Genomic DNA, 19,679 nt, shown 5'->3' on the forward strand with positions numbered 1-19,679 from the left:
CAACACGATACGCTCCAGGAGCGAGCCACCCACGCCAAGGGGGCGAACCGTATGGATGCACGGCGCACGGCCCACGTCGACACCTTCGCGCGCGACCATCTGCCTCCCCCGGACCAGTGGCCCGAGCTGCGCTTCGACCTGCCGGAGCTGCACTACCCCGACCGGCTCAACTGCGCCGCGGAGCTGCTGAGCGGCCCCCCGGACGACCGCCCGGCGTTCCTCACCCCGGCCGGTGAGCGGTGGACCTATGGCGAGCTGCGCGCCCGCGTGGACCGGATCGCCCATCTGCTCACCGGCGAACTCGGCGTCGTCCCCGGCAACCGTGTGCTGCTGCGCGGCCCCACCACGCCCTCGCTCGCCGCGTGCTGGCTGGCGGTGCTGAAGGCGGGGGCCGTGGCGGTCACGGTCCTCGCCCAGCAGCGGCCGCACGAGCTGAGCACCATGTGCGAGATGGCCCGGGTCCGGCACGCGCTGTGCGACGTCCGGGCCGTCGACGACCTTGTCAAGGCGGAGGTCCCGGGTCTGCGCATCACGACCTACGGCGGCGACGGCCCGGACGACCTCTTCGCCCGCCCCGCGCCCGGCACCCCCTACGAGGCCGTCGGCACGGCGGCCGACGACGTGGCGCTGATCGCCTTCACCTCGGGCACCACCGGCCGCCCCAAGGGCTGCATGCACTTCCACCGGGACGTCCTGGCCATCGCCGACACCTTCTCCCGGCACGTCCTGCGGCCCGACCCCGACGACGTCTTCACCGGCAGCCCCCCGCTGGGCTTCACCTTCGGCCTCGGCGGCCTGGTGGTCTTCCCGCTGCGGACCGGGGCGAGCGCACTGCTGCTGGAGCAGGCCGGGCCGAGGCAGCTGCTGCCGGCGATCGCCGAACACCGGGTGTCGGTGCTGTTCACCGCCCCGACGGCCTACCGCGCGATGCTCGACGACCTGGACGGCCACGACGTGTCGTCCCTGCGCCGCTGCGTCTCGGCCGGCGAGAACCTGCCCGCGGCCACCTGGCGGGCCTGGCGGGAGCGGACGGGTCTGCGCATCATCAACGGCATCGGCGCCACCGAGCTGCTGCACATCTTCATCTCCGCGGCCGGCGACCGGATCCGGCCCGGCACCACCGGGACGGCCGTCCCGGGCTGGCAGGCGCGCGTGCAGGACCCGGACGGCAACCCGGTACCCGACGGGGAGCCCGGACTGCTGGCCGTGCGCGGCCCGGTCGGCTGCCGCTACCTGGCCGACCCGCGGCAGCGGGAGTACGTCCGCGGCGGCTGGAACATCACGGGCGACACCTACGTCCGCGAGCCCGACGGCTGGTTCCGCTACGTCGCCCGCGCCGACGACATGATCATCTCGGCCGGGTACAACATCGCGGGCCCCGAGGTGGAGGACGCGCTGCTGCGGCACCCGGACGTGGTCGAGGCCGCGGTCGTGGGCCGCCCCGACGAGGCGCGCGGGCACGTCGTGGTGGCGTTCGCCGTCCTCAAGGAGGGCGCCGTACGGGACGCCGAGGCGCTGCGCGCCTTCGTCAGGGCCGAGCTGGCGCCCTACAAGTGCCCCCGGGAGATCGTCTTCCTCGACGCCCTGCCCCGCACCGCCACGGGCAAGCTCCAGCGTTTCCGGCTGCGCACGGCGGGGACCGGGGACGGATCGGCGGAAGAGGACCGGCACTGATCCGTACGACCTAAGATGATCAACGTGTCCGACCAGCATGCACCACGGTCTCTCATCGTCACGCTCTACGGCGCGTACGGGCGCTTCGCGCCGGGCCCCGTGCCCGTCGCCGAACTGATCCGGCTCCTGGCCGCGGTCGGCGTGGACGCCCCCTCCGTGCGCTCCTCGGTGTCGCGGCTGAAGAGACGCGGGCTGCTGGTGCCCGCCCGCACCGCGCAGGGCGCCGCCGGGTACGCCCTGTCCCCCGACGCCCGCCAGCTCCTCGACGACGGTGACCGGCGCGTCTACGCCACCGCCCCGCCCGAGGACGAGGGCTGGGTGCTCGCGGTGTTCTCCGTGCCCGAGTCGGAGCGGCAGAAGCGGCACGTGCTGCGCTCCCGGCTGGCCGGCCTCGGCTTCGGCACCGCGGCCCCGGGCGTGTGGATCGCGCCCGCGCGGCTGTACGAGGAGACCCGGCACACCCTGGAGCGGCTGCGGCTGGACGCGTACGTCGACTTCTTCCGGGGCGACCACCTGGGCTTCGCGCCGACCGCGGAGGCCGTGGCCCGCTGGTGGGACCTGGCCGCCATCGCCAAGGAGCACGAGGCCTTCCTCGACCGCCACGAGCGGGTGCTGCGCGACTGGGAGCAGCGCGACGGCACCCCGGAGGAGGAGGCGTACCGCGACTACCTCCTCGCTCTGGACTCCTGGCGGCACCTGCCCTACACCGATCCGGGGCTGCCCTCGGGGCTGCTGCCCGGGGACTGGCCGGGAGTGCGCTCGGCGGAGGTGTTCCGGGGGCTGCACGAGCGGCTGCGGGACGCCGGGGCCCGGTTCGTCGGGCTGTGACCTGCGCATACGGCGTTGTTAGGCTCCCCGGCCCCAGGGGTACCCGGCGCGTCCCGTACCCCACGCTGCACACCGGGAGACGCGACCATGGAAGAACAGTCGGGCCGGAAGCGGCCGGCGCTGATCGTGGTCGACATGATCAACACCTACGACCACGAGGACGCGGAACTGCTGCTGCCCTCCGTCGAGAAGGTCGTGCCGGTCATCGCGGACCTGATCGGCCGGGCCCGTGCGGCCGACGTGCCGGTCGTCTACGCCAACGACAACTTCGGGCGGTGGCGCTCGCACCACGGAGAGCTGGTCGAGAACGCCCTCGCCCGGCCGCACGCGGACCTCATCGAGCCGATCCGGCCCGACGACGAGTCCCTCTTCGTGATGAAGGCCCGCCACTCCGTCTTCTACGAGACGCCCCTGGCCTACCTGCTGTGGAGCCTCGGGGTCGGTCACGTGGTGCTGACGGGTCAGGTCACCGAGCAGTGCGTGCTCTACTCCGCCCTGGACGCGCACATCCGGCACCTTCAGGTCACGGTGCCGAAGGACGCCGTCGCCTCCATCCACCCCCATCTGGCCTCCGCCGCCCTGGAGATGATGGAGCTCAACATGGGCGCCCGCATCGTCACGGCCGAGGAGACGGACTTCACCGAGGGCGCCGCGTAGGGCCCGCCCTTCACAGGCTCAGCCGGGGCTTCGGGGCGTCCGTGCGGCCCGTCCGGGGGCGGCGGCTGCCCGCCCGGTAGGGCGCCGGCCACACGGCCGCCTCGCCCGCGTAGCCCTGTTCGGCCGCGGCGTGCAGGGTCCAGTGCGGGTCGTACAGATGGGGCCGGGCCAGGGCGCACAGGTCGGTGCGGCCCGCCAGGATCAGGGAGTTGACGTCGTCCCAGGAGGAGATCGCGCCCACGGCGATCACGGGCACGCCGGTGGCGTGGCGGATCCGGTCGGCGAACGGCGTCTGGTAGGAGCGTCCGAAGTCGGGCCGTTCGTCGGCCACCACCTGCCCGGTGGAGACGTCGACGGCGTCGGCGCCGTGGGCGGCGAAGGCCCGGGCGATCTCGACGGCGTCCTCGGCCGTGAGACCGCCCTCCGCCCAGTCGGTGGCGGAGATGCGCACCGTCATGGGCCGCTCCCCCGGCCACACCGCGCGCACCGCGTCGAAGACCTCCAGCGGGAAGCGCAGCCGCTTGTCCGGTGAGCCGCCGTAGGCGTCGGTGCGGCGGTTGGTGAGCGGGGAGAGGAAACCGGAGAGCAGATAGCCGTGCGCGCAGTGCAGTTCGAGCAGGTCGAACCCGGCCCGGGCGGCCCGGCAGGCGGCGGCCGCGAACTGCTCGCGGATGTCCGTGAGCTGGGCCCGGGACAGCTCCCGGGGTGTCCGCCCGTCCGGCTTGTAGGGCAGCGCGGAGGCGGCCACGAGCGGCCAGTTGCCGTCGTCGAGCGGCTCGTCCATGCCCTCCCACATCCGCTTCGTGGAGCCCTTGCGGCCGCTGTGGCCGAGCTGCACGCCGATGGCGGTGCCCGGTGCCTGCTCGTGCACGAAGTTCGTGATCCGCTTCCATGCCTCCGCCTGCCGGCCGGTGTACAGACCGGCACAGCCGGGCGTGATGCGGCCCTCCTCGCTGACGCACACCATCTCCGTCATCACCAGCCCCGCCCCGCCCAGGGCCCGGGCGCCCAGGTGGACCAGGTGGAAGTCGCCGGGGACGCCGTCGGTGGCCGAGTACATGTCCATCGGGGAGACGACGACCCGGTTGCGCAGGGTCAGGCCGCGCAGCCGGAACGGGGTGAACATCGGGGGTGTGCCGGGCGGGCAGCCGAACTCGCGCTCCACCGCCTCCGTGAAACGGGCGTCCCGCAGCCGCAGGTTGTCGTGGGTGACGCGGCGGCTGCGGGTGAGCAGGTTGAAGGCGAACTGGCGCGGCGGCTGGTCGAGGTAGAGGGAGAGGTTCTCGAACCATTCCAGGCTGGCCCGGGCGGCGCGCTGGGTGGAGGCCACGACGGGGCGCCGCTCCTCCTCGTACGCGGTCAGGGCCTCGGGCAGCGTGTCGTGCTCACTCAGGCAGGCGGCCAGGGCGAGGGCGTCCTCGACGGCGAGCTTGGTGCCGGAGCCGATGGAGAAGTGGGCCGTGTGGGCGGCGTCGCCCAGGAGGACGACGTTGCCGTGCGACCAGCGGTCGTTGACGACCGTGCGGAACGTGGTCCACGCCGAGTTGTTCGACTTCAGGGGGCGGCCGTCCAGGGCGTCGGCGAAGATCTTGGCGCAGTGTTCGACGGACTCGTCCGGGCCGAGCTCGTCGAGGCCGGCGGCGTGCCAGACCTCCTCGCGCATCTCGATGATCACCGTCGAGGCGTGCGGGGAGTAGGGGTAGCCGTGCAGCTGCATCACGCCGTGCTCGGTCTCGGCGATCTCGAAGCGGAAGGAGTCCAGGGCGAAGTCGGCGGCGAGCCAGATGTAGCGGCAGCGGTGGGGGGTGATCCGTGGCCGGAAGACGTCCGCGTGCCGCTCGCGCGTGGCGCTGTGGACGCCGTCGGCCGCGACGACCAGGTCGTGGGTCCGGGCGAGGTCCTGCGGGGCCTCGGTGGAGAAGCGCAGGTGCACGCCGAGGTCGCGGCAGCGGGCGTGCAGGATCTCCAGCAGGCGCTGCCGGCCCAGTGCGGCGAATCCGTGGCCGCCGGAGGTGTGGCGGGTGCCGCGGTGGACGATGTCGATGTCGTCCCAGCGGACGAAGTCCCGCCGGAGTGCCTCGTAGACCTCCGGGTCGGCGTGCTCGATGCCGCCGAGGGTCTCGTCGGAGAGGACGACGCCGAAGCCGAAGGTGGTGTCCGCGGGGTTGCGTTCCCAGACGGTGATCTCGCGGGACGGGTCCAGGCGCTTGAGGAGGGCGGCGGCGTAGAGACCGCCGGGGCCGCCGCCGACGACCGCGACGCGCCGGGCATGGCCGGGGCCGGTCTGCGGGCGCCGCTCGTTCGCGGCTTGCCGCGCGGTCTCCCGCGCGCCCGAGGGGGTGGCCGTCACCGTCCGCTCCACTTGGGCGGGCGCTTCTCCGTGAACGCCGCGTGGAACTCGGCGTAGTCCTCGCTGTTCATCAGGAGCGCCTGGGTCGAGGCGTCCAGTTCGATCGAGGCGGCCATGGGCATGTCCAGTTCGGACGTGAGCAGGGCCTTGGTCTGGGCGTACGCCAGGGCCGGGCCCTGTGCCAGGCGCTGGGCGAGCTGCCCCGCCGCCTCGTCGGCCCGGCCCTCCTCCGTCAGCTCGCTGATCAGGCCGATGCGCTCCGCCTCGGTGGCGCGGACCGGGTCGCCGAGCATCAGCAGCCGGGTGGCGTGGCCCAGCCCGACGACGCGGGGCAGCAGGTAGGCCGCGCCCATGTCGCCGCCGGACAGGCCGACGCGGGTGAAGAGGAAGGCGAAGCGGGCGGTGGGGTCGGCGATCCGGAAGTCGCAGGCCAGGGCGAGCACCGCGCCGGCGCCGGCCGCCACGCCGTGCAGGGCGGCGATCACCGGGAAGGGGCACTCGCGGATCGCGCGGACCACCTGCCCGGTCATCCGGTTGAAGTCCAGGAGCTGGGCGGTGTCCATGGCGAGGGTGGCGCCGATGATCTCGTCGACGTCGCCGCCGGAGCAGAAGCCGCGGCCCTCACCGGCCAGCGTCAGCGCCCGCACGGACCGCTCCCGGGACAGCTCGGCGAGCAGGTCGCGCAGGTCGGCGTAGGCGCCGAAGGTGAGGGCGTTGAGTTTCTCGGGGCGGGCGAGGGTGACGGTGGCGACGCCGTCGGAGACCTCGACGCGCAGATGCTCCCAGCGCGGGGTGCGGGCGGCGGAGCCGGTGAAGGGACTCATGACGTGCGGCCTCCTCGGGCGGGCACTGCCTCACTGAGCTCTACCCCCCGAAGATATCACTCATTCGTGACTGTCGTCAGGAGTGCGCTATACGTCGGACGGGTAGGAACGGGGTGAGGGGCCCGGACGTGACCTGGGCCGGTTACATCCGTCACAGATCGTCCACACCGGCGTAACGGCGGGAGCGGCGGTGCGCGACACCGCGTTCACCTGGGTAAGCCGTCCGGCGAGGGGGCGACGGCGCTCCCTCGCGGTGCCCCTCGGACGTCTTCCGGAGGCGGCGCCGTACCATTCATAAGGTTGAAAGCAGGATGTCCTGCTCCATGAACGGACCCGCCTTGTACGAACTCCCCTCAGCCCCCGCCTCCTGGCGCGTCGCGCTGCCGCACACCGCCGCCGCGGTGCCCGTGGCCCGCGCCCTGGTCCGCACGGCGCTGGCCGAGCTGGAGCACGGGGCGGACTGCGACACCGCGGAGCTGCTCACGGCCGAGCTGGTGGCGAACGCCGTGGAGCACACCACCGGCGAGAAGCCGATAGAGCTGGTCGTGGAGCTGATGCCGTCGGGCTGCCGGGTCGAGGTGCACGACACCGACCCGGCACCGCCCGGCGACCTCACCCGCCCGGCCGGCGGACCGCCCGACCCCTGGCAGGAGCACGGGCGCGGACTGCTGCTGATCCGCGCCCTGAGCTCCTCCTGCGGGCACCGGCCGACCGAGTCGGGCAAGGCGGTCTGGTTCAGACTGCCTGCGGTACCCGCTCCTCGGCGTCCGGCGCAGTGACACGGGCCAGCCGGGAGTTGCGGCGCCCGTAGAGCAGGTACAGGGCCGCCCCGACCGCCAGGAACGCGGCGAACTGGATCCAGGTCGTCACGCCCGTCTCGTACATCAGGTACAGGCAGAAGCCGACGCCGAGCAGCGGGGTGACGGGGTACAGCGGCACGCGGAAGGTGCGGTCGAGGCCGGGTTCGCGGCGGCGCAGGGCGATGACCGCGAGGTTGACCGCGGCCATGACGGCGAGGGTGCCGATGGTGCACAGGTTCACCACGGCGTCCAGCGGCGCGAAGGCGGCGGGCACGGCGAAGACGACGGCCACGATGAGCGTGCCGGCGACCGGTGTGGCGGTGCGCGGCGACACCTTCTCGAAGACCCGCGGGACCAGTCCGTCGCGGGACATGGACAGCAGGATCCGGGTCTGGCCGTACATCACGGCGAGCACCACCGAGGCGATGGCGACGACCGCGCCGAAGGCGATCACGCCGCCGCCGACCGTGGACCCGGTGACCTGGTTGACCACGTAGGAGAGGGCGGCGGGACGGCCGCCGACCGCGTCGCCCCCGATGGCGCCGATCGCGGCGACGGCGACCGCGCAGTACAGCAGCGTGACCAGGCCGATGCAGACGAGGATCGCCACCGGGATGTCCCGGCGCGGGTTCTTCGCCTCCTCGCCGGCCGTGGTGATCGCGTCGAAGCCGATGTAGGAGAAGAAGGCGGCGGTGGTGCCCGCGCCGATGCCGGCCAGGCCCTCCGGCGAGAACGGCGTGAGGTTGCCGTCCTCGAAGGCGGTGAAGCCGATCGCGACGAAGGCCACGAGGACGGCCAGCTTGAGCACGGCCATCGCGGCCGTGGCCCGGGCGCTCTCGCGCACCCCGCGCACCAGCAGCACGGCGGCCATGGCGATGACGAGGACGGCCGGCAGGTTCACGAGCCCGCCCTCGGCCGGACCGGCCGACAGCGCGTCGGGCAGGTGCAGCCCGACGAGGCTGTCGAGCAGCTCGTTGACGTACTGGCTCCAGCCGACCGCCACCGCGGACACCGACACGCCGTACTCCAGCAGCAGGCACCAGCCGACGAGGAAGGCCGTGCCCTCGCCGAGCCCGGCGTAGGCGAAGGAGTACGAGGAGCCGGACACCGGGATCGCGCCGCCGAGCTCGGCGAAGGCGAACGCGGTGAAGACGCAGGTGATCGCCGCGAGGACGAACGAGACGACGACGGCCGGACCGGCCTGGGCGACGGAGTCGGACAGACCGACGAAGATGCCGGTGCCGACGATGGCACCGACGCCGAAGCAGACGAGCTGGAAGAGGCCCATCGTGCGCTTGAGGCCGTGGCCTTCGCGGTCGGCGCCGGATTCGGCCACCAGCAGATGGGGCGACTTGTAGCGGGGCATGCGGGTGGTGCTCGTTTCTGGTGGTGCGGAGTGCGACGGGTGTGTCGCGCGGGCGGCCGCGGAGGAGGGGTGGTTCCGGGCCGCCGGTCAGCATAGGGCCTGTTCAGGCCAGCGTGGCCACCATGACCGCCTTGATGGTGTGCATCCGGTTCTCCGCCTCGTCGAAGACGACCGAGTGGGCGGACTCGAAGACCTCGTCGGAGACCTCCAGGTACTCCAGGCCGTGCGCGGCGTGGACGTCCCGGCCGACCTGGGTGCCCAGGTCGTGGAAGGCGGGCAGGCAGTGCAGGAACTTCACGTCCGGGTTGCCGGTGGCGCGCAGCACGTCCATGGTCACCGCGTACGGGGCGAGGGCGGCGATGCGCTCGGCCCAGACCTCCTTCGGCTCGCCCATGGAGACCCAGACGTCCGTGGCGACGAAGTCGGCACCACGGACGCCCTCGTCCGGCGTCTCGGTGAGCGTGATGGGCGCCCCGCTGTCCTCGGCGAGCGCCCGGGCCCGCTCGACGACCTCCTCGGCGGGCCAGTAGGCCTTCGGCGCGACCAGGCGGACGTCCATGCCGAGCAGGGCGCCGGTGACCAGGTAGGAGTTGCCCATGTTGAAGCGGGCGTCGCCCAGGTAGGCGAAGGAGATCTCCGTGAGCGGCTTGGCGCAGTGCTCGGTCATGGTCAGCACGTCGGCGAGCATCTGGGTGGGGTGCCAGTCGTCGGTGAGCCCGTTGTATACGGGCACTCCGGCGTACGCGGCCAGCTCCTCCACCTTCTGCTGGCTGTCGCCCCGGTACTCGATCGCGTCGTACATCCGCCCCAGCACCCGCGCGGTGTCCTTGACCGACTCCTTGTGCCCGATCTGGGAGCCGGAGGGGTCGAGGTAGGTGGTCGAGGCGCCCTGGTCGGCGGCCGCGACCTCGAACGCGCACCGGGTGCGCGTGGAGGTCTTCTCGAAGATCAGGGCGATGTTCCGGCCCCGCAGGTACGGGGTCTCCGCCCCGGCCCGCTTGGCGGCCTTCAGCTCCGCGGCCAGCTCGACCAGGGCGCGGAACTCCTCCCCCGTGAAGTCCAGCTCCTTGAGGAAGTGGCGGCCGGCGAGGGCGGTCGGGACAGTCGCCATGGGGGCGCTCCAGGGATGCGGGGACACGGACGATTGGAATACTATACGAGAGTCAGCATGTCTATACGGACGCGCCCTGTGAGCGGCCCCGGAGCGCCTCGGGACCGCGCCTACACCGGATCGCGCTCCACCGGGCAGCTCATGCAGCGCGGCCCGCCCCTGCCCCGCCCCAGTTCGCTGCCCGGGATCTCTATCACCTCGATGCCCTGCTTGCGCAGGTGGGTGTTGGTGGTGGCGTTGCGTTCGTAGGCGACGACGACGCCGGGCTCGACGGCCAGCACGTTGCAGCCGTCGTCCCACTGCTCGCGCTCGGCCGCGTGAACGTCCTGGGTGGCGGTGAGCACCCGGATCTCGTTCAGGCCCAGCGCGGCGGCGATCGCCCGGTGCATGTGCTCCGGCGGGTGGTCGGTCACCTTCAGCTCCTTCTCCCCCACGCCCGGCTCGATGGTGTAGGAGCGGAGCATGCCGAGACCCGCGTACTGGGTGAAGGTGTCGCCGTCGACCATGGTCATCACGGTGTCGAGGTGCATGAACGCACGCCGCTTGGGCATGTCGAGCGCCACGATCGTCTCGGCGGAACCGGCCGCGAACAGCTTGTGCGCGAGCATCTCGACGGCCTGCGGGGTGGTGCGCTCGCTCATGCCGATGAGGACGGCCCCGTTCCCGATGACGAGCACGTCCCCGCCCTCGATGGTCGACGGGTAGTCGCTCTGCCCCTCGGACCACACGCGGAAGGACTCGTCGCGGAACAGCGGGTGGTGCCGGTAGATCGCCTCGAAGTGCACGGTCTCGCGCTGCCGGGCCGGCCAGCGCATGGCGTTGATGGACACGCCGTCGTAGATCCAGGCCGAGGTGTCACGGGTGAACAGGTGGTTGGGCAGCGGGCCGATGAGGAAGTCGTCCAGTTCCATGACGTGGAAGCGCACGGAGGTCGGCTCCGGGTGCGCGTCCAGGAACTCCCGCTTGGTCATGCCGCCGACCAGCACCTCGGCCAGTTCCCTGCCGGGCAGGGCCTCGAAGGCGGATCTGAGGTGGTCGGTGGCCAGCGGGCCGTACTCCTTCTCGTCGAACACCCGGTCCAGGACCAGGGTTCGGGCCGCCGGGACCTCGAGCGTCTCGGCCAGCAGGTCGCCGAAGAGGTGGACGTCGACACCGCGGTCGCGCAGCACGTCGGCGAAACCGTCGTGCTCGGCGCGGGCCCGGCGCACCCACAGCACGTCGTCGAAGAGCAGCGAGGTCTTGTTGCTGGGGGTGAGCCTTTTGAGCTCCAGATCGGGCCGGTGCAGGATGACGCGGCGCAGCCGCCCGGCCTCGGAGTGGACGTGGTATGCCATGCCTCCATCCTGACCACGTAAGCCCGCCTTGACGCGCTCCTCGCGCGTTTCCGTCCCCGGTTGTTCGTTTCCGGGGAACGAGAAGGGGACGGCGGCCACAGCGGTGCCGGGCCGGGCACCTGCCTCGGTGCCCGGCCCGGCCGCCGTCACAGCCTCGGGTCCACCGGCTCCGACTCCAGGGCCAGCACCCCGAACACCGCCTCGTGCACCCGCCACAGCGGTTCGCCCCCGGCCAGACGGTCCAGGGCCTCCAGGCCCAGGGCGTACTCGCGGATCGCCAGGGACCGCTTGTGGTTGAGGAACCGCGAGCGCAGGCGGGCCAGGTTCTCCGGGCGCGTGTACTCCGGGCCGTAGATGATCCGCAGGTACTCGCGGCCGCGGCACTTGATGCCGGGCTGCACCAGGCGGCCCTTGCCGTCCCGGACCACCGCGCCCACGGGCTTGACGACCATGCCCTCACCGCCGCGGCCGGTCATCTCCAGCCACCAGTCGACACCCGCCTGCACCGACGCGGGGTCGGCGGTGTCGACGTACAGCCGCCGGGTGGTCTGCAGCAGGCCGCTCGCGTCGTGCTCGACGAGCCGGTCGAGCAGGGCGAGCTGCTCGTCGTGCGGCAGTGCGGCCAGGCTCCTGCCCCGGACGGCGAGCAGCTGGAACGGGGCCAGGCGGACCCCGTCCAGACCGTCGGTGGTCCAGCAGTAGCGGCGGTAGGCCGCGGTGAACGCGGCGGCGTCGGCGGCCCGGTCACCGGTGCGCTGCAGCAGACCGGAGACGTCCACGCCCCGGCCGGCCGCGCCCCGCAGCGCGTCCAGCGCCCGCGGGAGCACCGCGCCGGACGCGGCGCCCACGGCCGCGTACTGCGAGCGCAGCAGCCCGGACGCCTTCAGCGACCAGGGCATCAGCTCGGCGTCCAGCAGCAGCCAGTCCGTCTCCAGCTCGTCCCACAGGCCCGCGTCACCGGCGGCGGTGCGCACCCGGTCGAGGATCTGCTCGGTGAGCGTCTCGTCGTCGAGGAAAGGACGGCCGGTCCGGGTGTAGAGCGACCCGGTGGGGCCCTCCACACCGAAGCGCCGGCGGGCCGCCTCGGCGTCGCGGCACACCAGGACCACCGCGCGGGAGCCCATGTGCTTCTCCTCGCACACCACGCGCGCGACGCCGTCCTCCCGGTACTGGGCGAACGCCTCGGCCGGGTGCTCCAGGTAGCCCTCGACGCGGCTGGTGGCCGTCGGGGCCATCGTCGGCGGCAGGTACGGCAGCAGCCGCGGGTCCACCGCGAAACGGCTCATGACCTCCAGGGCGGCCGCCGCGTTCTCCTCGCGGATCGCGACGCGGCCCTGGTGCCGGGTCTCCACGACCCGGCGGCCCCGCACGTCGGCCAGGTCCAGCGGCCGGCCGTCCTGGCCGCCGGGCGCCTCGGTGCGCAGCGGCTTCGCCGGCTCGTACCAGACCCGCTCGGCGGGTACCTCGGCCAGTTCGCGCTCCGGCCAGCGCAGCGCGGTGAGCTTGCCGCCGAAGACGGCGCCGGTGTCCAGGCAGATCGTGTTGTTGAGCCAGGTGGCCTCGGGGACGGGGGTGTGCCCGTAGACGACGGCCGCCCGGCCCCGGTAGTCCTCCGCCCACGGGTAGCGCACCGGCAGGCCGAACTCGTCGGTCTCGCCGGTGGTGTCGCCGTACAGGGCGTGGCTGCGGACCCGGCCGGAGGTGCGGCCGTGGTACTTCTCGGGCAGGCCGGCGTGGCAGACCACCAGCCGGCCGCCGTCGAGGACGTAGTGGCTGACGAGGCCGTCGAGGAAGCGGCGCACCTCGGCGACGAACTCCTCGCTCTCGCCCGCCATCTGCTCGATGGTCTCCGCGAGCCCGTGGGTGTGCTGGACGTTGCGGCCACGCAGGTAACGGCCGTACTTGTTCTCGTGGTTGCCGGGCACGCACAGGGCGTTGCCGGACTTCACCATCGCCATCACGCGGCGCAGTACGCCCGGGCTGTCGGGGCCGCGGTCGACCAGGTCGCCGACGAAGACGGCCGTGCGGCCCTCGGGGTGCACCCCGTCGACGTAGCCCAGCTTGCCCAGCAGGGCCTCCAGTTCGGCGGAGCAGCCGTGGACGTCGCCGATGATGTCGAAGGGGCCGGTGAGGTGGGTCAGGTCGTTGAAGCGCTTCTCGGTGACGACGGTGGCCTGCTCGACCTCCTCGACACCGCGCAGCACGTGCACCTTGCGGAAGCCCTCGCGCTCCAGGTGGCGCAGGGAGCGGCGCAGTTCGCGGGTGTGGCGCTGGATGACCCGGCGGGGCATGTCGGCGCGGTCGGTGCGCGCCGCGTTGCGCTCGGCGCACACCTCCTCGGGCACGTCGAGGACGATGGCGACGGGCAGCACGTCGTACCGCTTGGCCAGGTCGATCAACTGGCGGCGGGCGTCGGACTGCACGCTGGTCGCGTCCACGACCGTGCGGCGGCCGGCGGCCAGGCGCTTGCCGGCGACGTAGTGCAGGACGTCGAAGGCGTCCTTGGTGGCGCTCTGGTCGTTCTCGTCGTCGGAGACGAGACCGCGGCAGAAGTCGGAGGAGATCACCTCGGTGGGCTTGAAGTGCCTGCGGGCGAAGGTGGACTTGCCGGAGCCGGAGGCCCCGATCAGCACCACCAGGGACAGGTCGGTGACGGGCAGCACGCGCCCCTGTGTCTCGTCGGTCATGCCGCCTTCGCCTCCTTCGGGCTGGTCATCGTGAACACGGCCATCTGGGTGGGCGGCCCGACCTCGGGGTCGTCCGGGCCGACGGGGACGAACTCGACGCCGTAGCCGTGCCGTGCGGCCACCGCGTCCGCCCAGGCGCGGAACTCGGCGCGGGTCCACTCGAAGCGGTGGTCGCCGTGCCGGACATGACCGGCCGGGAGGCTCTCCCAGCGGACGTTGTACTCGACGTTGGGGGTCGTCACCAGGACCGTGCGCGGCCGGGCCGAGCCGAACACGGCGTACTCCAGGGCGGGCAGCCGGGGCAGGTCCAGGTGCTCGATCACCTCGCTGAGCACGGCGGCGTCGTAGCCCTTGAGCCGGACGTCGGTGTAGGCGAGGGAACCCTGGAAGAGCGTGACGCGGGACGCCTGGCGCTCGCCCATGCGGTCCAGCTTCAGCCGGCGGGAGGCGATGGTGAGCGCGCGCATCGACACGTCGACGCCGACGATCTCGGTGAACGCCGGGTCCTTGAGGAGGGCCTGCACCAACTGGCCCTGACCGCAGCCGAGGTCGAGCACCCGGACGGCCCCGGACCGCCGCAGCGCGGTGACGATCGCCTCCCGGCGCTGCACCGCCAGCGGGGTCGGCTTCTCCTCCGTCTCGGTCTCCGCCGCGACCGCGTTGTCGATGGCCTCGACCTCGCTGTCGTCGGCCTCGGCGAGCCGCACCAGCTCCAGGCGCTCGGCGGCGGCGCGGGTCAGCGACCAGCGGCGCGTCAGGTAGCGGCTGGTGATGAGCCTCTGCTGCGGGTGGCCGGGCAGCCAGCCCTCGCCGGCGCGCAGCAGTTTGTCGACCTCGTCGGGGGCGACCCAGTAGTGCTTGGCGTCGTCGAGGACCGGCAGCAGCACGTACAGGTGGCGCAGGGCCTCGGCGAGGGTGAGCGCGTCGGACTCCAGGACCAGGCGCACGTACCGCGAGTCGCCCCATTCGGGGAACTCGCCGTCCAGCGGCACCGGTTCGGCCGTGACCCGCCAGCCCAGCGGCTCGAACAACTCGGCCACGAGACCCGGGCCGCCGCGGGCGGGCAGTGCGGGCACCTCCACGCGCAGCGGCCGCACCTGCCCGGGCAGTTCCGGGCGGGCGGTGCAGACGCCCTTCATGGCGCTGGAGAAGACGCTGCTCAACGCGACGGCGAGCAGCGAGGAGGCCGCGTAGGGGCGGTCGTTGACGTACTGCGCGAGGGCCGCGTCCGGGGCGCCGCCGCGGCCCTTGCCCTTGCCCTTCCTGACGAGGGCCACCGTGTCGACCTCCAGCAGCAGCGCCGCCGTGCAGCGCCGGTCGTCCGCCTCCGGGTAGAGGACGTGGGCGGTGCCGTGGGAGGTGGAGAACGTCTGCGCCTTGTCGGGATGCTTGTGCAGCAGGTAGCCGAGATCGGTCGCGGGGCGTTCGGGCGTACCGGTGGTGCTGATCGTCAGGAACATGCGGAGGGCCTCTCCGGCTGGGTGGACGTCGGGGGTGCCGTGCGCGCGAAAGCCCCCAGGAGGTGATCCCGGGGGCTCGGCAGGACGACGCCCACAGCTTCGCACACCCGTGCCCACCAGCGCCTTCGTTTATCCGGGCGGCCGGCGGGCCCTGGCCGGTCGCGCCGGTCAGGACAGCTGCGACTGCACCTGCGCGGAGATCAGCTCCAGGTGGTCCAGGTCGTGCAGGTCGAGGACCTGGAGGTAGATGCGGCTCGATCCGGCCTCGGCATAGCGGCCGATCTTGTCGACGACCTCGGCCGGGGAGCCCGCCAGGCCGTTGAGCTTCAGTTCGTCGACCTCGCGGCCGATCGCCGCGGCCCGCCGGGCGACCTCCTGGTCGTCCCGCCCGACGCAGACGACCAGAGCGTTGGAGTAGGTCAGGGCGTCACCGCCGCGGCCCGCCTCCTCGGCGGCGGCACGGACCCGGGCGAACTGGCGCTCGCTGTCCTCGACGGAGGCGAAGGGCATGTTGAACTCGTCGGCGTACCGCGCGGCGAGCCGCGGGGTGCGGGTCGGGCCGTGGCCGCCCACGAGCACGGGGATCTTGCGCTGCGCGGGCTTGGGCAGCGCGGGGGACTCCGTGAGGTCGTAGTAGGTGCCGTGGAAGTCGAAGGTCTTGCCGGCCTCCGTCGCCCACAGGCCCGTGACGATCGCCAGCTGCTCCTCGAGACGGGCGAACTTCTCCTTGGGGAACGGGATGCCGTACGCCTTGTGCTCCTCCTCGAACCAGCCCGCGCCGAGGCCGAGTTCGATGCGGCCGCCGGACATCTGGTCGACCTGGGCCACCTGGATCGCCAGCACGCCGGGCAGCCGGAAGGTGCCGGCCGTCATCAGGGTGCCGAGACGGATGCGCTTGGTCTCGCGGGCGAGTCCGGCCAGGGTGATCCAGGCGTCGGTGGGGCCGGGCAGGCCGTCGACGTTGCCCATGCGCAGGTAGTGGTCGGAACGGAAGAAGGCGTCGAAGCCCAGGTCCTCGGTGGCCTTGGCGACGGCGAGCAACGTGTCGTAGGTGGCCCCCTGCTGGGGCTCGGTGAAGATGCGCAGGTCCATACCTCCATCCTGCACGCCGGGGTGGGCGATCTCGCGGCCGGACCCTCACCCGGGCGGTCCCCGGTCGGGTGAAATGACGTCCATACCGCGGTCCACGCCCGGTCCGGCCAGTGACCGGCCCCCACGAAGATCGTTGGCTCGGGCGGAGCCGGAGGACCCGGCTTCCGCACCGGCCGGTGAGCGCCCGGGGCGTCACCGTGTCGGCCTCCGGCGGGGGGCCAGGGGCCGAGGAGGCCGTCATGTCCGAGGAGACCGTGCCGCAGCCGAAGGGGTTGTTGCAGCAGATGGAGGAGCTGATGGCGGCGCTGGACGCGGACCTGTCGGCGCTGGACGCGGACCTCCAGTCCGCGGGTGGGGCGGACCGCACGACGGCGGAGGACAGCCGGCCGGCGTAGGCACTCGACCCCGGGCACGCCGCGGGCCGGGGCGTGCCCGCAGTCGGTCACGAGGTCTGCCCGGGGTGCGCCGCGAGCAGGGCCTCCACCGGCGCCCGGCGGCGCGCGCGACCGCACCGCGCCTGGACCCCGGGCTCCGCGGCGCCGGGCCACGGTCGCGGTCGCGCCGGGTCTCGGCGGCCCTCAGGCCGCGCCCCGGGCTCGTGCCGCCCGGGCCTGTGGGAGCGCTCCGCACGGGGGTCTCCGTCCTCGCCGACGACGTGATCCGTCCCGTCCCTCTCCCACCGGGAGGGCTGATCGAGGGCTAGCCCGCCTCCCTCTCCGGGAGGGCCTGTTCGCGGTCGGCGAGTCTGCGGAGCATCTCCAGGACGCGGTCGCGGGACTCGTCGGCCGCGTCGATGGCCTCCATGCACTGCCAGTACGTGCCCTCGTCGTCCGCGGCGCAGGCCAGGGCGACCAGCGCGATGCCGACCTCACCGAGGAGCCCGCCCAGGTACATCAGCGTGTGGCGGGCGTCGCCCAACTCCGTGAGCTGGCCCGCCCGCAGCTCGCCGGGGGCCAGCTCGGGAGCGTCCAGAACACCGCAGCCGCGGCCGGCCAGCTCCGTCAACCCGAGGGCCTCGCCGCGCAGTTCGGGTGGCCCGGCGACCGCGAGGCGACTGCCGATCGCCTGCGCGAGGGCCTGCGCCTGCCATACCTCGGCCAGGATCTCCCGGACCTCGCCGCCCGCGGCCAGGGACCGTTTGCTCGTCACGATGAGCCGCACCGCTTCCATGCGCTGCCCCCGTCTGTCCCGACGCGCCGCGCGCGTCCGCTGCCCGAACTCCCTTGTTCACTACCCAGAGTGAGGTGCGTTGAGACGAAAAGCCAGAGGAAGACGGAAATTAACGGACAACAATTCGGATTCGGACCGTGGTTCGACTACACAGAGTACAAACGGACTGTGCGGCTCCTGTCGTTCACCCGGGCGTCACTCGACCGGGAACCTCCGTTCGTTGCGGTCGATCTTCGCGGACAGCGCGGCCAGCGGGTCGACGCCGAGCACCTCGCACAGCTGCAGCAGGTACGCGAGCACGTCGGCGACCTCGTCCCTCACGCGGTGCGCGGTGTCCGGGTCGTCCATGACCCGGGCCGACTCCTCGGGGGTCGACCACTGGAAGATCTCGACCAGTTCGGACGCCTCGACGCTGAGGGCGGAGACCAGGTTCTTCGGCGTGTGGTACGGCTGCCAGTTGCGCGCTGCGGCGAATTCGGCCAGCCGGCGCTGGAGCGCCGCCAGGTCCGGGCGTTCGTCGTGCGGTGCGGGAGACGGATCAGTCACGGTTCAGGTCTACCACCGTCACTCCCTCGGTCCCCGCGGCCCACGAGGCGTCGCTGACCGCCCCGACGAGCCGGATGTGCCCCCGCTCGCACATCCGCACCGCCAGCTCCAGCAGTGCGCGCCGCTGCCGCGGGTCCAGACCCCGGTCGAAACCGTCGGCCAGGACGGTGAGCGTCTGCAACGCCGCCGGCACCTCGCCGGCCGGGTCGACCTCCAGGACTCCGGGGCCGGTGAGCAGGACCAGCGCGAGCGCGAGGTAGCGGAGCTCACCGTGCCCGAGCCGGGCGAGGTCCGTGCGCACGCCGGCGCCGCGGTCCAGCAGGGCGCGGACCGAGGCGAGGCCGTCCGGGCGGGTGGAGGGAGCCGCCCGGGGCACGGCGGTGCGTGTGCCGGTGCCGTGCCCGGCGTGGACGGGAGCCGACCGCTCGGCCCGCACGTCCTCCACCGGCCCGGCGCAGCCGGCCCGTACCGCCGCCACGAACAGCGCGTGCCGGCGGCCGCACTCGGTCCGGGTGCGCCACAGGACGTCGGCGAGGTTGGCGCAGTCGCCGAGGAGCCTGCCGGAACCGGCCGGGACCCGGCCGCGCATGCGGGCGGGCTCGGGGTCGCAGGAGTAGGCGGAGCGCAGGGCGACGACCATCTGCTCGGCGGCGGCGAGCACCCGCCGCTGCCCCGGGGTCCGGCCCGCCACGCGCAGCGGGAGCAACGCCGTGCCGAGCCGGTCGTCGGGCAGCGGACCGCGGGTCACCGGGGCCGGTCCCGCCGTGTGCCAGGCGGCCTGCACGGTGCGTTTGCGCGGGTCGCGCAGGGCCGTCTCCAGCAGCACCGTTCCGTCCGCCGACAGCCGTTCGCCCACGATGCGCAGGTCCGGCTCGGCCTGCACGGCGACGTCGAGCCGGACGGGGCCGGCCGGGCCGTCGGCCGTGCAGCCGATGCGGAAGCCGCGCCGGTGCTGGGCGTCCGGCCGGGCCCCTTCCGGGACGCAGGCGGTGGCGTCCGGGAACACCTCGCCCAGTTCGGCACCGCCCCCGAGCCGGGCGAGCGCCTCGTACGCCCGTAACGCGCTCGTCTTGCCCGTTCCGCTGCGGCCGGCGAGGAGGGTGAGCGGCCCGAGCGGGAACGCGGCGCGGCAGTGGGCGGCGAAGGCGGCCAGGCGCAGCTCGGTGACGCGGGGGCGGTCGGGAAGCGGGGGGTGGGTCATGCCCGGACGGTAGGACCGCGGGAACGGGCCGAACCGTTCCGCCTCCGGCCGGTTCCTACGAACGGGCGACCCGTGAGGGGCGGGAGCCGCCGGGGCTCACGCCTCGGGGACGCCGATGCCCTCCATCAGCCCCGTCACCTCGGTCCCGGCGGGCGTCAGCAGGAACACGTTGCGGTCGACCCGGTGCATCCCGCTCGCCAGGCCGAAGACCACCCCGGTACTGAAGTCCAGCACCCGCTTGGCGACGTCCGTCTCGGCGCCGGTCAGGTCGAGCAGCACCGGCACGCCCGCCATCAGCGTCTCGGCGACGTCGCGGGCGTCGGCGAAGACGTTCACCCGCAGTACGACGAAACGGCGCCGGGCCTCCGTCATGGCCTCGGGTACCGAGCGGTGGCCGACGGAGGAGGGCCAGGCGTCCCTGCCTCGCAGCGGCACGACCTGAGCGAGCCCCTCCCACTGTTCGTCGGTGACATCGTGGCTGTTCACCGGCATGCTCCGTCCTGGCTCGCACTCGCTGTCTGCATCGGCCAATTGTTGCGCACCGTCACCCGTTCGGCCCAATGCGACACGCTCCGCGAT

17 protein-coding genes are annotated in these 19,679 nt (G+C 73.1%); 5 read left to right on the forward strand and 12 right to left on the reverse strand.

The annotated features are described in order from the left end of the window. Window positions 1-51: 51 nt before the first annotated feature. The 3 genes from ACZ4M5_RS27870 to ACZ4M5_RS27880 all read left to right on the forward strand — a co-directional run bounded on the left by ACZ4M5_RS27870 (window position 52) and on the right by ACZ4M5_RS27880 (window position 3,159). Window positions 52-1,674 carry an AMP-binding protein gene (locus ACZ4M5_RS27870; RefSeq protein WP_467740654.1) on the forward strand — a complete coding sequence of 541 codons (1,623 nt, stop codon included), beginning with the start codon at window positions 52-54 and terminating at the stop codon, window positions 1,672-1,674. A gap of 15 nt (window positions 1,675-1,689) precedes the next feature. Next, window positions 1,690-2,502, forward strand: coding sequence for a PaaX family transcriptional regulator (locus ACZ4M5_RS27875; protein ID WP_467740656.1), 813 nt, complete (start codon window positions 1,690-1,692; stop codon window positions 2,500-2,502). Between the two features lie 87 nt (window positions 2,503-2,589). Further along, window positions 2,590-3,159 carry a cysteine hydrolase family protein gene (locus ACZ4M5_RS27880; protein WP_467740658.1) on the forward strand — a complete coding sequence of 190 codons (570 nt, stop codon included), beginning with the start codon at window positions 2,590-2,592 and terminating at the stop codon, window positions 3,157-3,159. 10 nt (window positions 3,160-3,169) lie between these two features. On the opposite strand, the gene ACZ4M5_RS27885 is transcribed toward ACZ4M5_RS27880, so the two are convergent. Further along, the gene (locus ACZ4M5_RS27885) at window positions 3,170-5,509 is read right to left on the reverse strand and encodes a bifunctional salicylyl-CoA 5-hydroxylase/oxidoreductase (RefSeq protein WP_467740660.1); all 2,340 of its coding nucleotides are present in this window, start codon (window positions 5,507-5,509) and stop codon (window positions 3,170-3,172) included. Further along, the gene (locus ACZ4M5_RS27890) at window positions 5,506-6,333 is read right to left on the reverse strand and encodes an enoyl-CoA hydratase family protein (RefSeq protein ID WP_467740662.1); all 828 of its coding nucleotides are present in this window, start codon (window positions 6,331-6,333) and stop codon (window positions 5,506-5,508) included. Before ACZ4M5_RS27890 ends, ACZ4M5_RS27885 begins: the two co-directional genes overlap by 4 nt. A 311-nt stretch (window positions 6,334-6,644) precedes the next feature. On the opposite strand from ACZ4M5_RS27890, the gene ACZ4M5_RS27895 reads away from it, so the two are divergent. Further along, complete coding sequence (locus tag ACZ4M5_RS27895) at window positions 6,645-7,112, forward strand: ATP-binding protein (protein ID WP_398109778.1); 468 nt, start codon at window positions 6,645-6,647, stop codon at window positions 7,110-7,112. Here the strand turns inward: ACZ4M5_RS27895 and ACZ4M5_RS27900 are convergent. From ACZ4M5_RS27900 to ACZ4M5_RS27925, 6 genes are all read right to left on the reverse strand, one after another. Further along, window positions 7,069-8,499, reverse strand: coding sequence for an amino acid permease (locus tag ACZ4M5_RS27900; RefSeq protein ID WP_467740665.1), 1,431 nt, complete (start codon window positions 8,497-8,499; stop codon window positions 7,069-7,071). The two genes, ACZ4M5_RS27895 and ACZ4M5_RS27900, sit on opposite strands and share 44 nt — an antisense overlap. 103 nt (window positions 8,500-8,602) lie before the next feature. Further along, window positions 8,603-9,610: an ornithine carbamoyltransferase gene (gene argF, locus ACZ4M5_RS27905; protein WP_467740667.1), complete on the reverse strand. Its 1,008-nt coding sequence runs from the start codon at window positions 9,608-9,610 to the stop codon at window positions 8,603-8,605. 110 nt (window positions 9,611-9,720) lie between these two features. Beyond that, on the reverse strand, window positions 9,721-10,944 hold the full coding sequence (locus ACZ4M5_RS27910) for an arginine deiminase (protein ID WP_467740669.1): 1,224 nt from the start codon (window positions 10,942-10,944) through the stop codon (window positions 9,721-9,723). A 146-nt stretch (window positions 10,945-11,090) separates the two neighbouring features. After that, window positions 11,091-13,631, reverse strand: a complete 2,541-nt coding sequence (locus ACZ4M5_RS27915; RefSeq protein ID WP_467740671.1) for a polynucleotide kinase-phosphatase — start codon at window positions 13,629-13,631, stop codon at window positions 11,091-11,093. Next, complete coding sequence (locus ACZ4M5_RS27920; protein WP_467740673.1) at window positions 13,628-15,091, reverse strand: 3' terminal RNA ribose 2'-O-methyltransferase Hen1; 1,464 nt, start codon at window positions 15,089-15,091, stop codon at window positions 13,628-13,630. Before ACZ4M5_RS27920 ends, ACZ4M5_RS27915 begins: the two co-directional genes overlap by 4 nt. 168 nt (window positions 15,092-15,259) lie before the next feature. Beyond that, a complete protein-coding gene (locus tag ACZ4M5_RS27925; protein ID WP_467740675.1) occupies window positions 15,260-16,183 on the reverse strand; it encodes an LLM class F420-dependent oxidoreductase in 924 nt (307 codons plus the stop codon). Between the two features lie 239 nt (window positions 16,184-16,422). On the opposite strand from ACZ4M5_RS27925, the gene ACZ4M5_RS27930 reads away from it, so the two are divergent. After that, window positions 16,423-16,578: a hypothetical protein gene (locus tag ACZ4M5_RS27930; RefSeq protein WP_467740677.1), complete on the forward strand. Its 156-nt coding sequence runs from the start codon at window positions 16,423-16,425 to the stop codon at window positions 16,576-16,578. A 304-nt stretch (window positions 16,579-16,882) separates the two neighbouring features. Here the strand turns inward: ACZ4M5_RS27930 and ACZ4M5_RS27935 are convergent, their stop codons facing one another. The 4 genes from ACZ4M5_RS27935 to ACZ4M5_RS27950 form a co-directional block, all read right to left on the reverse strand. Beyond that, window positions 16,883-17,353 (reverse strand): DUF6099 family protein, encoded by a 471-nt coding sequence (locus ACZ4M5_RS27935; RefSeq protein ID WP_451878742.1) that lies wholly within the window; start codon window positions 17,351-17,353, stop codon window positions 16,883-16,885. Between the two features lie 195 nt (window positions 17,354-17,548). Continuing rightward, window positions 17,549-17,899, reverse strand: coding sequence for a nucleotide pyrophosphohydrolase (locus tag ACZ4M5_RS27940; protein ID WP_467740679.1), 351 nt, complete (start codon window positions 17,897-17,899; stop codon window positions 17,549-17,551). After that, window positions 17,892-19,100, reverse strand: coding sequence for an AAA family ATPase (locus ACZ4M5_RS27945; RefSeq protein WP_467740681.1), 1,209 nt, complete (start codon window positions 19,098-19,100; stop codon window positions 17,892-17,894). Before ACZ4M5_RS27945 ends, ACZ4M5_RS27940 begins: the two co-directional genes overlap by 8 nt. 96 nt (window positions 19,101-19,196) lie before the next feature. Then, the gene (locus ACZ4M5_RS27950; RefSeq protein WP_467740683.1) at window positions 19,197-19,592 is read right to left on the reverse strand and encodes a cell division protein SepF; all 396 of its coding nucleotides are present in this window, start codon (window positions 19,590-19,592) and stop codon (window positions 19,197-19,199) included. Window positions 19,593-19,679: the final 87 nt, after the last annotated feature.

The organism is Streptomyces sp. NPDC026246 (assembly GCF_055567995.1).